General features: G+C 60.9%; 10 protein-coding genes and 4 pseudogenes. 7 read left to right on the forward strand and 7 right to left on the reverse strand.

What is annotated here, in order from left to right:
* Nucleotides 1-3: 3 nt before the first annotated feature.
* Nucleotides 4-1116, forward strand: a pseudogene (locus P0D84_RS16875) (transposase); the annotation flags it as partial.
* Between the two features lie 24 nt (nucleotides 1117-1140).
* Here the strand turns inward: P0D84_RS16875 and P0D84_RS16880 are convergent.
* Entirely contained in the window at nucleotides 1141-1473 is a 333-nt protein-coding gene (locus tag P0D84_RS16880) for a DUF6788 family protein (protein WP_408337077.1), read from the reverse strand.
* Nucleotides 1474-1525: 52 nt separating this feature from the next.
* Complete coding sequence (locus tag P0D84_RS16885; RefSeq protein WP_408337079.1) at nucleotides 1526-1813, reverse strand: Y4bD/Y4pK family protein; 288 nt, start codon at nucleotides 1811-1813, stop codon at nucleotides 1526-1528.
* Between the two features lie 29 nt (nucleotides 1814-1842).
* On the opposite strand from P0D84_RS16885, the gene P0D84_RS16890 reads away from it, so the two are divergent.
* The 4 genes and pseudogenes from P0D84_RS16890 to P0D84_RS16905 all read left to right on the forward strand — a co-directional run.
* Complete coding sequence (locus tag P0D84_RS16890) at nucleotides 1843-2274, forward strand: reverse transcriptase domain-containing protein (protein WP_459252206.1); 432 nt, start codon at nucleotides 1843-1845, stop codon at nucleotides 2272-2274.
* Complete coding sequence (locus P0D84_RS16895) at nucleotides 2271-3287, forward strand: IS630 family transposase (protein ID WP_408338160.1); 1017 nt, start codon at nucleotides 2271-2273, stop codon at nucleotides 3285-3287. The genes P0D84_RS16890 and P0D84_RS16895 overlap by 4 nt, the downstream gene beginning before the upstream one ends.
* Nucleotides 3288-3353: 66 nt before the next feature.
* Nucleotides 3354-4166: a group II intron maturase-specific domain-containing protein gene (locus P0D84_RS16900; protein ID WP_408338162.1), complete on the forward strand. Its 813-nt coding sequence runs from the start codon at nucleotides 3354-3356 to the stop codon at nucleotides 4164-4166.
* Nucleotides 4167-4254: 88 nt separating this feature from the next.
* A pseudogene (locus P0D84_RS16905) lies at nucleotides 4255-4742 on the forward strand (IS3 family transposase); the annotation flags it as partial.
* Here the strand turns inward: P0D84_RS16905 and P0D84_RS16910 are convergent.
* Nucleotides 4721-5086, reverse strand: coding sequence for a hypothetical protein (locus P0D84_RS16910; RefSeq protein ID WP_408338164.1), 366 nt, complete (start codon nucleotides 5084-5086; stop codon nucleotides 4721-4723). The pseudogene P0D84_RS16905 and the gene P0D84_RS16910 overlap by 22 nt on opposite strands.
* 672 nt (nucleotides 5087-5758) lie before the next feature.
* Here P0D84_RS16910 and P0D84_RS16915 point away from each other — a divergent pair.
* A complete protein-coding gene (locus tag P0D84_RS16915) occupies nucleotides 5759-5941 on the forward strand; it encodes a hypothetical protein (protein WP_408338166.1) in 183 nt (60 codons plus the stop codon).
* Between the two features lie 100 nt (nucleotides 5942-6041).
* Here P0D84_RS16915 and P0D84_RS16920 read toward each other — a convergent pair whose 3' ends face one another.
* Complete coding sequence (locus P0D84_RS16920) at nucleotides 6042-7502, reverse strand: tyrosinase family protein (RefSeq protein WP_408338168.1); 1461 nt, start codon at nucleotides 7500-7502, stop codon at nucleotides 6042-6044.
* Nucleotides 7503-8895: 1393 nt separating this feature from the next.
* Here P0D84_RS16920 and P0D84_RS16925 point away from each other — a divergent pair.
* Nucleotides 8896-10005 carry an IS110 family RNA-guided transposase gene (locus P0D84_RS16925; protein WP_408338170.1) on the forward strand — a complete coding sequence of 370 codons (1110 nt, stop codon included), beginning with the start codon at nucleotides 8896-8898 and terminating at the stop codon, nucleotides 10003-10005.
* A gap of 174 nt (nucleotides 10006-10179) precedes the next feature.
* On the opposite strand, the pseudogene P0D84_RS16930 reads toward P0D84_RS16925, so the two are convergent.
* From P0D84_RS16930 to P0D84_RS16940, 3 genes and pseudogenes are all read right to left on the reverse strand, one after another.
* Nucleotides 10180-10782 (reverse strand): annotated as a pseudogene (locus tag P0D84_RS16930) (IS110 family RNA-guided transposase); the annotation flags it as partial.
* Nucleotides 10783-10952: 170 nt separating this feature from the next.
* Nucleotides 10953-14117, reverse strand: coding sequence for an acetoacetate--CoA ligase (locus tag P0D84_RS16935; protein WP_408338172.1), 3165 nt, complete (start codon nucleotides 14115-14117; stop codon nucleotides 10953-10955).
* Nucleotides 14118-14224: 107 nt separating this feature from the next.
* Nucleotides 14225-15393, reverse strand: a pseudogene (locus tag P0D84_RS16940) (IS4 family transposase).
* Nucleotides 15394-15540: the final 147 nt, after the last annotated feature.

Here is a 15540-nt window from a genome sequence, read left to right on the forward strand (position 1 = left end):
ATAGTCAACCGTACCGAACCCGCGATCCTTCGCGCCTTGGTACAGGGGAGCGCCCAACGTCTGGAGCCGGTCGTTGCGACATGGCCATATGCGCCCAGCCTGCCCGGCTGGCGTTTGCGTGTACTCGACGGCAATCATCTGGCGCCCAGCGAGAAACGGCTGGCGGCGTTGCGCGAGCAGCGTGGCGCAGCGTTGCCGGGGCACGCGCTGGTGGTCTACGAGCCGGATCTGGGTCTGGTCACCGATCTGATCGCCATCGAGGACGCGCATGCGCAAGAGCGCTCGGCCATGACCCCGCTGATTGAATGTGCCGGCGCGGGCGAATTGTGGCTCGCTGACCGGAACTTCTGCACCAGTACCATCCTGCAGGGCTGGCACCAGGCGCAGGCCTGCTTCATCGTGCGCGAACACGGCCGCAACGGCCCGCCGCTTGCCGGCTGTGGTCCATGGGTGGCCGGTGCGCGTATCGAGACCGGGCGGGTGCGTGAGCAACGAATTGATCTGAAGTCCGGGCTGAAGGGCTGGCGGCGTATCGAACTGCAGTTGGACAAGCCGACCGATGCGGGCGACACCGTGATCCTGCTGTGGAGCAATCTGCCTGCCGCAGTGAGCGCACACGAGATTGCCCGGCTGTACCGCAAGCGCTGGCGTATCGAAGGGATGTTCCAGCGGCTCGAGTCGGTACTGCACAGCGAAATTCGCACCTTGGGCCATCCGCGCGCCGCGCTGCTCGGCTTAACTGTCGCAGTGCTGGCCTACAACGTGCTGGCCATGCTCAAGCGTAGCATCGAAACCGCACATGCTCCGCTCGGTGACGCGGGCGGGTCGCCACCGGACATCTCCACGTATTACCTCGCACAGCACATTCGTGGCCAGTATGAGGGCATGCTCATCGCGCTGCCGCCGCAGCAGTGGTCGCACTGGAGCGATGCCGAGCCCGCCGCGATTGCCAGCAAACTGCTCGAACTGGCCCGCCACGTCGATCCGGTTCAGGTACGTACCCGCAAGCGTGGCCCCAAAACCCGCAAATCCGCGCCCTACGTCGATGGCGCAGTAGCGCGCGCTCATCACAGTACGGCACGCCTGCTCAAACTTGCTCGCAGCGGAACATCTTGAGAAAGACCTTGGAAGGGCTGCCTCTCAGAGCGCCTCGCGGCGGCGTAAGAGTTCGCGGTTGATCTCGCAGATCTCCTCGATGATCTCGCGGACGCGGTGATAGTTCGCCAGGCGTTCGGTGACGTCGGCGTAATCGGCCTGAGGCACGTAGTCCATTTGCGGTCGGCGCCCGGGAAAGCTCACGGACAGATAGTACTTGGGGCCATGACCGGGACCGTCGGCGCACTTGCAGCCAGGTTTGCCGCAGCGTTTGTAGCGCTCGATGAGCGAGCCCCGCAGGAGTGTCTCCAACGCCGGCATCTGCTTCAGCAATTGGGCGCGGCGTCTGCGTAAGGCGGATGATGGAGTGTCTTCCATAAGCGGACCACGTTAACGACTGGTCTGATAGTAGGATAGGACGATCCATTGATCAAGCTCCTTTGGTGGATGACTTCCTGGAGGACGAAACGGCAAGCTGGTCGACTAGGTCGATCAGCTCCAGCAACATGCCCAGATCGAATCGGCACACGGTGATGCTGGCGTCGTCCTGGACGAAGGGTGCGCCCCAGTCGGTCCATTCGCGGGCAATGCTGAAGCTGCCGCGTTCCACATGACCGAGGAGCAGTGTGTCGACGCCCGCGACACGGCGCTCCTTCAGAACGGGAAAACGTTGACCTCTGAGGGGATGGAACGGGTGACGAATCTCAGCCCAACCCAAATGCTCGTTGAGCGCTTGTGCAGTTCGCGATGACCGTCCCGAGCCTGCGAGATCGGATCGTGCAGCGGGCTATGTTGATGGTCATGGAACCGATATGGGAGAGTGATTTCCATGCGGCCTCCTATGGCTTTCGACCGGCCCGCAGCGTACATCACGCGATTCGCACGGTGAAGCTTCAGTTGCAAGATGGTGGCGAGCATAGTGTCTCCGGACGCTGGGTCATCGAGGGCGATCTCGCCAGCTACTTCGACACCGTTCACCATCGTCTGCTCCTGAAGGGAATCCGCAAGCGGATCGCCGACCAGCGCTTCCTTGCCCTGCTCTGGAAGTTCATCAAGGCGGGCTGCGTTGATCGTGATCTGTTTCGTGCCGCAAGTGAAGGCGTTCCTCAGGGTGGTGTCATCTCACCCCTCTTACTGACGGGTGCACCAAATAATGCCTTGCGCGTTATACGGGTATGAAGACGAAAACTGATGCCCGAAAACTGGATCAGGCAACGCAGGCGCACCTGAGGAAGATGGTGGTGCAGGCGGTGCGTGACGGAATGACACGAGTCGAAGCGTCGCGAACGTATGGCGTGAGCCTGCGCGCAGTTGGCAACTGGATGAGGCTGGCACGAGAAGGCGGCTTGAGGGCGCTGAGGCAGGGCAAGCGCGGCCGCCGACCGGGAAGCGGCCACCTGACGCATACGCAAGCTGTTCGAATCCGCAAGCTGATCGTCGAGCGAATGCCGGACCAACTGGCGCTGCCGTTCTACCTCTGGACCCGCGAATCGGCGGCGCAGTTGATCGAGCGAGAGTACGGTACCAAGGTATCGAAGTGGACGGCTGGCCGGTATCTCAAGGCATGGGGCATGAGTGCCCAGAAGCCGGTGCGGCGAGCATACGAGCGAAATGACGCGGCGATCGATCGGTGGCTCAACGAAGACTATCCGCAGATTGCGAAAGAGGCAAAGCAGGAACAGGCGACGATCTACTGGGGCGACGAAATGGGCTTGCGCAGCGACCACATCAGCGGGACCAGCTTTGCCTTGAAGGGCGAGACGCCGGTGGTGCGGGCGACTGGAAAACGCTTCGGCTGCAACATGATCTCGGCGATCACGAACCGCGGCGAACTGAGCTTCATGGTCTTCGAGGGAACGTTCATGAACGCGACGTTCATCGAGTTCATGAAGCGCATGATCAAACAGGCTACCCGCAAGATCTATCTGATTGTCGACGGACATCCGGTCCACCGATCTGTCGCCGTCAGGAAATTCGCCGCCGAAAACGCCGATCGCCTGCGTCTGATCCGACTGCCGGGCTACTGCCCCGAGCTGAATCAGGACGTGAAGACCAACGCGCTGGGCAAGAGCCGTCCGGCCAGCAAACAGGAAATGATCCGGGACGTCCGAAGCCACCTGCATCGTCGACAAAAGGAGCCGCACGTGATTCGCAACCTGTTCAAGGAAAAACATGTTCGATATGCCGCTTGATCAACCGCGCACTATTTGATGCCCCCGTCAGTATCCAACATCATGTTGCACGAGTTCGATGTGTGGATGGAAAAGAATTACCTGAGCAAGAAAGTGCGGAAGGATCGGTGGGCGTGGAACTTCGCCATTCTCAAACAGCGCCCCATTACTGTACGAGAAAACCGGCAGTGGAAACCGGCTGTTGCCTACTGTCGGTATGCAGATGACTTTGTGATTGTGGTCAAGGGTACTCGCGGACATGCCGAGGCAGTACGCGACGCATGCCGCAAGTTCCTCGAAGGCGACCTGAAGCTCACACTGAATATGGAGAAGACCCATATCACGCATGTGAACGATGGCTTCGTCTTCCTCGGTCATCGAATCATCCGCAAGCGTGGGTCACGCGGGCGCATGCGACCTGTGACGACGATTCCGTGGGAGAAATATCGGGGCTTTGTCGAGAGGCTCGTCAAGCAACTGTCGGGTAACTATGGCATGAACCGGATGGACCTGATTGAAAGCCTGAATAGGCAGCTTGCCGGCTGGGCCGCCTTTTATCAATTCACCGACTTTACGGCCACCATGTTCAGAAAATTGGACCGCGCAGTCTTCTGGAAATTCGGCTACTGGCTTGCGCGCAGGTATCGGCGCGGGTGCCGGTCGCTGATGCGCGAATACATACGGGCACCAGAGCCGGGCCAGACTAAAACATGGGTGCTGCACGGCCAGAACAGTCGAGGGTGGTATGGGGCGGTAGCGCTTCGGCGGCTTGTTACCAGTCGCAAGGGTCAATTCAGGTCGTGTTCTCCGTCCGAAAATCCGTACATCCTGCGCGATGAGAAACGCAGCACCATCGAGTCGCGCCACGCCGATGTCGCCTTTGCTATGAGCAACGCTTGAATGGAGAGCCGGATGCGCTGAGAGGCGCAAGTCCGGTTCGGGGAGGAGAGGCAGGGAGATAGTTCGACTACGCTCTGCCTCTTACTCCACTCCACTCCGCACAGCGCAGGGCTGGTTGTATCTGGCAGTCGTACTGGACCTGTACTCACGCAAGGTGGTCGGCTGGTCCATGGCACCCACCATGCCGGCCGGACTGGTCGTGTCGGCACTGACCATGGCGCTACAGCAGCGCCGACCAGCGCCGGGACTGGTCCTGCATTCGGACCGGGGCAGCCAGTACGCGAGTGACGAGTACCAGGCATTGCTGAAGCAGCATCACGTGGTTTGCAGCATGAGTCGCAAGGGAAATTGCTGGGACACGCGGTGATGGAACGGTTCTTCCTGAATCTGAAGATGGAACGCGTATGGCAGCGTCAGTACGCCAACCACGATGAAGCACGGCGCGACATCAACCAGTACATCGTCGGTTTCTACAACGCCGTACGCTTGCATTCGACTTTGGGCTATCTGTCGCCCGTTGCCTACGAGGCGAAACCGACAGCAAAAGACCCTATCTACCTGTCCGAAATAACTTGACCACTACATAGAGCTTGCGCCTCCCTGATGGCGTCATCCGCGCTGATGTCTGGAATTTTGCTCTCGTCAATCGCCGCGCCGCGCAGGCAACGTGACTTATCGTAGGCGTGATTGGCGATCACTTCCAGCATCAGCGCGCAGACTTCATCCCCGTGGCGCACCAGCGAGAACAACAGCCGGTCGGCGTCATCCAGCTTCGCCCGGTAGAACTTGCCGTGGCTCAGATTGGCAAGCTTCTTGACTTGGGCAGCACGGAAGTCGTGGCGAGCGATGGCCGCGGACACCTTGTCGTAGCTGGCCTTGACGCGTGAGGTGTCGAGGCCTGTGTATTCGAGAATCTTCATGAGGCGATGAGGATGAGGACAAGAGCAAGAGCAAGAGCAAGAGCAAGAGCAAGAGCAAGAGCAAGAGCAAGAGCAAGAATTCTCTCATGGCCGTCTGGCCTGCCAACCTCTATTGCAAGTTTTCCGGTCATTCTTGAACGGCAGTTATCCGACGTGAACCGGACGCCCTATGACAAAGTATTTCTTCATGCTGAATGACGGGTTTTGGCCGATACTGTTGAAAAAGTCGTAGCGCGTCGCCCTAACTCCGCAAGCGAAAAATTCGACCTCTCAGATCGCCCCACAAACCGCTCGCGAGCATCGGCTAAGGTAAAGCGACCCATGAAAACCGGGTTAGAACGACAGTCACCGACTTTTTCAACAGTATCGGCCGGATGCCGCCTCGTGCAATGGGCATACGCAGCCTGAACTCCCAAAGGCTGCGATCGGCAGCACGCGACCCTGAACTGCCCTTCTCGCCGTCGCCACGGCTCCGTCTGCTTTCGCAGTTCAACGGACGTCGGCCGGCAAATCGGCCGCGCCTACCTCTTGAAGCGCAGTGAAGTGTGAGGCGTGGCGAGGCCAACCTCGACCAGGAAAAGAATCTCGTTCAAAAAAGGCGTTCGACGCACTGGTTCAAAGGCGACGCTTTGACGGGTCCATGGCGCGCATACTTTTCATGGTTCCGGTCCAATGTCGATCTGTTTTATACATTGCGACTTTGTTCTCCTGCCGATCGTTATCATCGACTACGCGCTCGATGTCCTGAGCCGCGAATTCGCGACCGCTGCGGGCCGCCCCGAAGACATCATTCCGCCGCCCATGCCGCCGCTGATGTCGATTCCGAAGACGAGCGTCTCTCAAACCGCGAAATGACGATCGCTCCAGTCGCCGCGAGACTTCGAGCGTATGCCGCTTCGAGACTTTCAACCTGCGTCGTTGTCCTCTACCCATCGTAGCCGCGTCGCTCGATCCACTATGGCGCATCCGTGCCTAGCTCGATTCGTATCTCCTGAATAGCGATCGCGTTGCCGCTCGGCGAGCCGGCAGCATTGATACGCACGAACGAAACCACGATCTGAGACAGTTTGGTCACACCTTGCTGCGCCAGCAGATCGGTCACGTCGTAGCTCATCATGTTCATGCCGTGATGTGCCGCGGTCGAAATTTCGAAAGAGCCGAGCGTGCCGACGAAGTGCGGCGCCCCTGCGGCATTCACGTCTCCGGTAGCGGGCAAATTGATATACACGTTGTAGAAGAACCCCCCGGCTTTGGCCGCCTGCGCAATGGCCAAGCCATCGAGAACGAGCTTCACGTATGGGAACTTCGTGGCCCGGGTCGCGGCCAGTGGGCTCGCAGTTGTTGCCGCTGACGAATTGCCCAGACCCACTGCAGGCGAAGTCGTGAGCACACTCTGCAGCGTGTTCGTGCTGGTTGACTGAAGCGGAATGGCGGCGCTCAAGGAGTTCGTGCCTAGCGACACGCTCGTCACGCCCCCCAACGACTCGCGCGTGGCGGACACGGTGCGCGGCGGGGTCGTCGTCAATGCGGCTACTGCCGGGCGCGTCTGATTCGGCATGGTCTGTCCTTGCACACGAACAATCCTCCCTTCACGCGCCTGTGGCGGCAATACGGTGGGCATCTTGTCGTTGGCATAGTCGTAGCCCAGCCCCGTCGTCGTGCGCGTACGGGACTTCGTCATTGTCAGACCGTTTGCGTATGTGAAGCTACCGTTCCAGTAACTATTGTTCGCCGCGGGTACCTTGCTCGTCGAGCGCAGCGACCACGCGTTCCACAAGCGGTCGAGGTTGCAATGATGCAAATAGAAAATCGGATCTATCGGGGCCGTCGTAATGTCGCCCATATAACCGCCAATGATGTCGTGCACCGCATCGTGCGGCACGCTCTCCAGCGAGGTTTCGAATGCGTTGCTCAGGCCACGCTGAAAGTTTGTCACGCTGGTTCCGAACGGACTCAGAGAGAGCGCCTGATAGACGTTCGTGTTCACTCGCGAAACGTAGAGCGGATTGCCCTTGGCAGTATCCGTGAATTCCGACGGCATGACGGGATACGTGTAGTAATCCCAGTAGGGAAGAATCAGGCCGCTGTCGCCGGATACGGTTCGCAACTGCTGCTCGAAATAATAGATATAACCGCGATGCCACGTCAGAAAATACGGCAGATCGTGAGGGCAATAATTGAGGTGAACGTTGACCCAGTACTGCCAGGACGCGGGCTTGGCGGAATTGGTATTGGCCTTCATCGTTTGAACCGCGTTCAAATACGATGCATAGTGCGGCGTCGTCTTGAACGTTTGCCACTCAAGCCTGATCACGGTGGGCGTCGCTCCGACGCCTAGCCTGGGGAGTGATGCAAGTGCGATTGCCGACGCGGTTCCTTTAACGAACGCGCGCCGCGTGAATGGAGCGGAAATCATGGCGAACTCCCCTGGCGGTGGGAAAGAGAGCAGGCTGTTTCGGGTCCGCCGTATTGTCGTTACCTCGAACGACGGACTGGCTGCCTGAAGGGTGTTTGGAAGTATGGACTACTTCCCAAAAGTTTCAACCTGACTTTTAAGGCCTCCGGCATCTTGTGTGCGCTAGCGCACACGTCCTATGAGCCATAGTGATGTTAGCGCGGACTTCGTCTCACGATCGACCGACATGGCACATACGTTCACAGTCTCAGTCGAGACGGCCGCTTTTTGAAACGGAGTCGCCGTTTGAATGCCCATGCAATTACAGTAAGTAAGCGAATGACGCTTCATGGCCGGTCACTGCCTCGTGGAATCAGCATACTGCGAACCTCAACAGCCGTTGGAGCCGACACCACGTCAACGGCGGCTTCCGATGTCCAACGGCCAACTTGCAACCAGGTGCGCCGTTTATGTGTAAGGGCTGTTGCGCTAGACATCATGTATGGGTGCGACGTGAGGTCGCGTAAAGGATTGTTTCAGCTGGCCTGTGCCAGAGAGGAACCGGCTGTTCCGTCAGCCGTACCCTACCGGCGCATGCGATCTCGGTAACGAGGTGGTATGAAGCCGCCGGGACAACGTAACCTGCACGAGAGTGCGGCATTGACCCCGTGAGGGCGAGATGCTTTCTATCAGCATCAGATGGATAAGGTGCCAGGGTGAGCAGTACGGTTAGTGAAAGCGAATCACCGATAAACGTCGTCAAATGTAATAAGCCAAAGGTGCTGTGAGGCTTAAGCCAAAAGGCATGCAATCGGATAGCTCCTTCCATACTGGGGCTACACGGACAGTGGATTGCCGGCGAATAGGTGGAACCTAACCTGCTCTTGTCTTTTACGCGGAACACGGTAAGTCCGATTCTCCGCCATAGCCTGAGGATGTTGTAGCGATGGCAGGTGACTCGCGAGGGGAACTGTTGGGGGAGCGGATATGAGAACGCGGAGCAAGCGAACGGCGACCTGTAATGGGTCACATAGGGGTTCAAGATTTGCCCCGACCTGAAAGGGTGCAGACTTCCGCGTGGTGCAGCTGTCGCAGGTCCACGTTTGAGATTCATCGAGGGGAAGCTTGTGAGAGACCGGTAACACTACGGTTCAGCGCTCTTCGTCTCAGCGATGAGGCGAATCAACAGCGTGATGCTTGCGAAGGACCCGTGCAACTGGCGAGACCGGCGTCAGTGCGACGTTTCATGCTGTGCTCGAGCCGTATGCGGGGAAAGCTCGCACGTACGGTTCTTCGGGGGCCGCGTTTCCGAGAGGAAGCGCGGCTACCCTATACCTGCCGCACCTCAAGGTACGCGGATTAAGCTTGAGGTGGGTTACGCCGCGGCTCAGAGCCGCCATTGAGGGGGCAGGTCATGAACAAGTTTAGCAAGTACGTGGGCCTGGATGTACATCAGGAAACGATTGCCGTGGCGGTCGCCGACACGGCCGGCGAGGTGCGGTATATGGGCGAGATTGTAAACACGCCGGAGGCCATCACGAAGCTGGTCGCACAGCTCAAGCGGAGCACGGGACGGCTGGCGTTCTGCTACGAAGCCGGCCCGTGCGGCTACACAATCTGCCGGCAACTGCGTGAGCTGAAGCAGGACTGTCAGGTCATCGCGCCGTCACTGATTCCGAAGAAGCCGGGCGAGCGCGTGAAGACCGACCGGCGCGATGCCCCAAGCCTGGCGCGCCTGCATCGCGCCGGCGAGTTGAGCCCCGTGTGGATTCCGGATGAGGCCCAGGAGGCACTGCGCGATCTAACCCGTGCGCGTGAGGACATGAAGCATCTGCAGCGCCAGGCCAAGCAACGGCTGTTGTCGTTCCTGTCGCGCCATGGTCATCGCTACAACGGCCGCTCCAGGTGGACGCAAGCGCACTGGCGCTGGCTGGAAGGCATCAAGTTCGCCCGGCCTGAGCAACAGATCGTGCTGCAGGAATATATCGACACGGTGCAGGCCTGTAGCCAGCGCGTGGCCAGCCTCGACCGCGAAGTCGAGACAGCCGCGCACGCCAGCCCGGTTTGGCCGGTAATCGAGGCGTTGATGGCGCTGCGCGGCATCAGTCTGCTCGCGGCTGTGACGGTGGTCGCGGAACTCGGTGATCTCGCACGGTTTGCCAACGCGCCCCAACTGATGGCGTGTCTGGGCCTGGTGCCCAGCGAACACTCCAGCGGCAAGCGCGAGCGCCGCGGTGGCATCACCAAGACCGGCAACGGCCATGTCCGGCGGGTACTCATCGAAGCAGCGTGGACCTATCGTCATGCCGCACGAAAGACCGCGATCCTGCAGCGGCGCGCCGAGCGTACACCGCCGGAGGTCCAGGAGATCGCCTGGTCGGCGCAAAAGCGGCTGTGTCAACGCTTTCGAAACCTGATGGCACGCGGCAAGCTCAAGAACCAGGTCTGTACCGCCATTGCGCGCGAGCTCGTCGGCTTTATCTGGGCTATCGGGCAATACGTCATCCCCCTCAGTCGAGCTTAGCCGGCATGAGAGGATCGAGCATGCAACAGGATGTTTGGGCCAGGACCAGGCAACGGTGGGAGAACCCTCGTGGTAACACTAGGAGGCAACTGGAAACAGCACAACCCTCGAAACTAGATTGAGGCAGCTCCCCGACGCTTCGTTTGCCATGCGGTAACCAACCCGCGCATATCAGTGTTCGCTGGGCACCAGGCCCAGATACGCCATCAGTTGGGGCGCGTTGGCAAACCGTGCGAGATCACCGAGTTCCGCGACCACCGTCACAGCCGCGAGCAGACTGATGCCGCGCAGCGCCATCAACGCCTCGATTACCGGCCAAACCGGGCTGGCGTGCGCGGCTGTCTCGACTTCGCGGTCGAGGCTGGCCACGCGCTGGCTACAGGCCTGCACCGTGTCGATATATTCCTGCAGCACGATCTGTTGCTCAGGCCGGGCGAACTTGATGCCTTCCAGCCAGCGCCAGTGCGCTTGCGTCCACCTGGAGCGGCCGTTGTAGCGATGACCATGGCGCGACAGGAACGACAACAGCCGTTGCTTGGCCTGGCGCTGCAGATGCTTCATGTCCTCACGCGCACGGGTTAGATCGCGCAGTGCCTCCTGGGCCTCATCCGGAATCCACACGGGGCTCAACTCGCCGGCGCGATGCAGGCGCGCCAGGCTTAGGGCATCGCGCCGGTCGGTCTTCACGCGCTCGCCCGGCTTCTTCGGAATCAGTGACGGCGCGATGACCTGACAGTCCTGCTTCAGCTCACGCAGTTGCCGGCAAGGGAGGAACCCGCGGGATGCGCTGATACACCGGCGTCGTGACTGCTATGGCGATTCGGGAGGCGGCGCTGGTGATCCAAGCCAGGGGATGGTAAGGCGAACCCGACTTTGGATGGGCACAAACGCGGTTTCGATGCTGCCGTCCACCGGTCTGTCACGACGTGCCGCTGCGCCGCGTCTTCTCAGATCGCGCATTCGCCGTCCATCGACGGACCCGTCTGCGGCGGGCGCGATGACGGTTGGGACAGCGGCGCGCAGCCGCGCAATGCGTCGTCGAGCGTCCGCACGACCGCCAGCATATACGGCTCGACGATTATGTCGTTGTGGCCGCCCTCCACAGCGACGACCTCCAGCCCGGCGCGCGCAACACGTCGCCACAGTGGCATCGGATCGGCGCGGTCCGCCTGCGGAATCAGCGCATCCACATACAGGATCGGGCCGGCGCTATATCGCCGCGGCCGGTATCGCGTCATCGCGACCCGCATGATCTCGCGCACGCGCAGCAGCATGGGCGGCAGCCCGACTGCCTCAGGCGCGGGCTTGTGCGCGGTGCGGCCGAGCCGCAATCGCACGCGATCTAGCGCCCTGGCGAACTTGCCGCGCACGAATCGGCCGCGCTGCGCCGCCGGCATCTCACGCAGCGCCTGCCATTGCCGCGCGACGTAGCCAACCTGATGACGCAGCCACGCACCCCACGGCAGACAATGTTCGTCCACGTAAGTGTCGAGCATGCACAGCAGCTCAATCTCCTCGCCCGCGCGATGCAGTTGCTGCGCGATCTCCATCGCGATCAGCCCGCCGAACGAGTAGCCGGACAGCGCGTACGGCCCGTGTTTCTGCACGACGCGTATCTGCTCGACGTAGCCGCGCGCCATCTCGGCGACGGCCTTTTGCGGAGCCTCATTGCCTTCGAGACGACCCGCGATGAGCCCGTAGACCGGCCGCGGGCTCTGCAACGCACCGATCAGCGCACGGCATTCCATAACCGATCCGGTGATGCTGTGCGCGAAGAACAGCGCAGTACCAATGCCAGCGCGCATCAGCACCAGAGATTCTGACAGCGCGTCGGGCGCATCGTCCACGATTACGCTGGCAAGCTGGGCGACGGTCGGCGCGACCAGCAGCGTGGCGAGCGAAATCGTGCGGCCGGTTGCCTGATGCACATGCGTCGCCAGCTCGGCGGCGAGCAGCGAATCGCCGCCCAGATCGAAGAAATTGTCGTCGCAGGCGATCGGGCTGAAGCTGAACAGGCTCTCCCATAGCGCCTGCAGATAAAGCCCAAGCGTCTCGCGGGTGGTGCCGGGCGGCGGCAGCGTGCGCACCGCGAGGTTCAGCGCTGGATGCTGGCGGATCACGTCGAGGCATGCTGGGTTGCGCAACGCCGCTTCGTTGGCAACCGGCAGCCCGTTGATCGCATCGCGCGCGGCGGCTTCGGACGGCTTGCCGCTGTGCGTGACCGGCAATGCATCGACTGCGAGGATTACGTCGGGCACATGCGCTGGCGACGCGCGGCGCGCGAGGTCGCGGCGCACCTGCGACTGCAGCGCGCCAGTGAGCGCGACGCCGTCCTGCAGCACAACAAGCAGAACAATGCAGCGCTCGCGCGAACGCACCGCCGCGCCCGCGGCCACCGCAGCGCCCTGTCCGGAAGCTGAAGTGGGCGAAGCACGCCGATCGACGACCATCGCGTCGCGGATAGCGGGGATGTCGCTCAGTACACGGTAGATTTCCGCAGGACCAACGTTGACGCCGCTCACGTTGAGCACGCCGTCGCAGCGGCCGTGCATGCGCGCTGAAGCTCGGCTCGAGAACTCGACTAGGTCGCCATGTGTCCAGACGCCTGGATTCGCCGTGAAGTAGGCTTCATGGAAGCGGACGCCGTCCGCATCCCCGAAAAAGCCGAGCGGCCGCGACGGGAAGGGATTCGCGCAGACCAGTTGGCCGACGCCGTGAGCGGGCGCGCCGTTCTCCCATGCCTGAACGTCGAGCGCCAGGCTCTTGCATTGCGCCTGGCCGGCATACACCGGAAGATTGGGATCGCCGAGTACGAAGCAGCCGAGGATATCGGTCCCGCCGGAGATCGACTGCAGCGGCAGGTTGCCAACATGCTCGCGCACCCAGTGGTACTGCCTGTCGTACAGCACCGCGCCGGTCGACATGATCGCGCGCAACGCCGACAGGTCGAATTGGCGTGCGGGCTCGAGGCCCGCCTGCTCGCACATCTTCAGGTAGGCTGGGCTGGTGCCGAACATGCTCACCCGCTCGTCGGCGACCAGCTGCCACAGCGTATCGACGGACGTGAGCGGGCCGTCATACGTGACGATTTCGACCCCGGACGCGAGCGCCGACAACTGCCAGTTCCACATCATCCACGCGCAACTGGTGTGGAAGTAGAGCTTGTCGCCCGAGTGCAGGTCGGTATGCAAGCGGTGTTCCTTCAGGTGTTCGAGCAGCGTGCCGCCGGCGCCGTGCACGATGCATTTCGGCTTGCCGGTTGTACCTGACGAAAACATGATGAAGAGCGGCTGGTTGAACGGGAAGCGGCGCCAGACGAAAGCCGTCGCGTCGGCTTCGGCGATCAGCGCGCCGAGCGAATGAACCGGCAGGGTGACGTTGCTCGGCAACGGCCCGTCTTCGAGCAGGACGATCCCTTCAAGCGAAGGCAATGCGGCCGCCAGCTGCGCGACGTTTGCCGCCGGCGTGCCGCCGGTACTGAAGCCCCGGCTTGCGGTGTGTGCGAACAGCAGGCGTGGCGAGAGCGGCGCGAAGCGGTCGAGCAGCGCGTCGGCGCCCATCTCCGGCGATGCGCTCGACAGCGTGGCGCCGATCGCTGCGACTGCTAGCGCGGCAACCACCGCCTGCGCGTCGTTATGCATCACTGCGGCGACCCGATCGCCGCTGCGCACGCCCAGGCGTTCGAGTGCACTGGCAAGACGCGCGACGCGTTCGCGCAGTTCGCCGCGCGTGATTCGCACCCGTAGCCCGTCGGCGTGACATTCGCACAGCGCCGGCGCATCGGCGCTGGCTACCCTCAGACTGAGCAGATTGTCCGCATAGTTGAGCTCGACGCGCGGGAAGAAGGTGGCGTGCTCGCAGTCGTCGCCGACGCAGACCGGCTCGATATCCCCGCCGCGATCGATGTCTTCACACCAGCCGAGAAAAAATCGCCAGAAGGTCCGATACTCGCGTACCGAGAACGCGTGCAGCTTCGCGTAGTCGGCCAGCAAGAGGCCGGTGTGTGCTTCGAGCGCCGCGGTGAACGCACTCATCCGGGATGCTGCGATGCATTGTTCGGTCGGCACAAACATAACGCGCGCGGCGGAGCCGTGACGTTCCAGATCTCTCATTATCAGATTCCTTCGTAGCGTGCAAGCGGCACTCTGCGGTCGCACGCCCCTTGCGTGCGTCGCAAAATGGAGCTGTTCATGACGTGTTATTTATCACTAGTGTCCGGTTAAAAATCGAATAGATTCAATTGGTTGCAGCTTTCATGTGGTTCGGGCTTCTGGAGAGTTTCAGAAAAGGCCTGCAATATAGGGGTTTTCTCGAAAACCGAGACCGACAGGATTTGTAGCGATGTGTAGAGCGAGGCATCGAGATGAAGCTCCTTCCTGACGATGGCGATGAGCGTGTAGGTCGACACGGCCGACCAGATTTGCGTCTTCACCGCGTTCTCGCTGGTGCCCAGAAAACGCTTGATACGCAGATGCTGCTTGATCCATTTGAAGAACAGTTCCACCTGCCAGCGGCGCTTCTAGAGGGCCGCAATGATCAGCGGCGGCAAGGTCATGTTGTTGGTCAGAAAGACCAGCGTCTTGCCCGAGTCGGGGTCCTTGTAACGAATCCGGCGCAGATGAATGGGATAGTCCTTCGACACGTAGAAGCCATTCAGTGCGATCTTCTGGTCGCAGACCACGCCGGTGGTCCGGTCGGTCTGGCTCGAGTACACGCGTCTTGCGTTCATCCCGCGCTTGGCACGCGTGATGAAAAAAGCCCCGGCCTGATGCAGGTTGTACAGTCGGGCGAAATCGAGATAGCCGCGGTCCATCACGTAAGGGCACCCGCCTCGACCGGCATGAAATCCAGGACCTTGACCTCGTGCATCTTGCCGTCGCTGATGTAGATGAACGCCGGAATCGCGCCGCGCAGGTCGAGCAACGTGTGCATCTTCACGGCGGCTTTGGTCGAACGGAATGGTGCCCAGTCGAACAGGCTCAGACACAGATCGATGGTGGTCGCATCGAGCGCGTAGACCGTCGCATCGAGTTCGATTCCGTGGGGCTCTTCGGTATAAAGCGTTCGAGCGCATGCAATCAACCGCATCGCCAGTTCGTGATAGATGCGCCAGTCCCGCAGATTCAAGGCATCCGACAGCGTCGGGCGGGCGGGAATGTTCTTCAGGCCCATGTGAAAGAGCTTGGTCTGATTGACCGTCAGGCACACCTCGATATCGCGCAAGGATTCGCGCCACGTCAACTGGGCAAAGGCCATCACTCGAAACAGGTCGGCGCAGCCCAGCGTACGCACGCCCGCATCGCCGCGATATCGATTGACGATGCGCCCAAACGTCTTCCACGGAACGTACTCCATGACTTGTGCAAACAGCGTCTTGCCCACGTTCATGCGTTACCCCAGATCGGTCAAATCCGGGAGCATCGCAAATCTGGAAACTCAAATCGTGGACACCCTTGAATCCTTCGAAACCCAATCTGGGACTGGCTGTGCGGCCAGTCCCCCTAAAATAAACCGGACACTAGTGGTTATTTATTT

The sequence above is a fragment of the Paraburkholderia sp. RL17-337-BIB-A genome (assembly GCF_046025895.1).
Lineage (GTDB): Bacteria > Pseudomonadota > Gammaproteobacteria > Burkholderiales > Burkholderiaceae > Paraburkholderia > Paraburkholderia fungorum_C.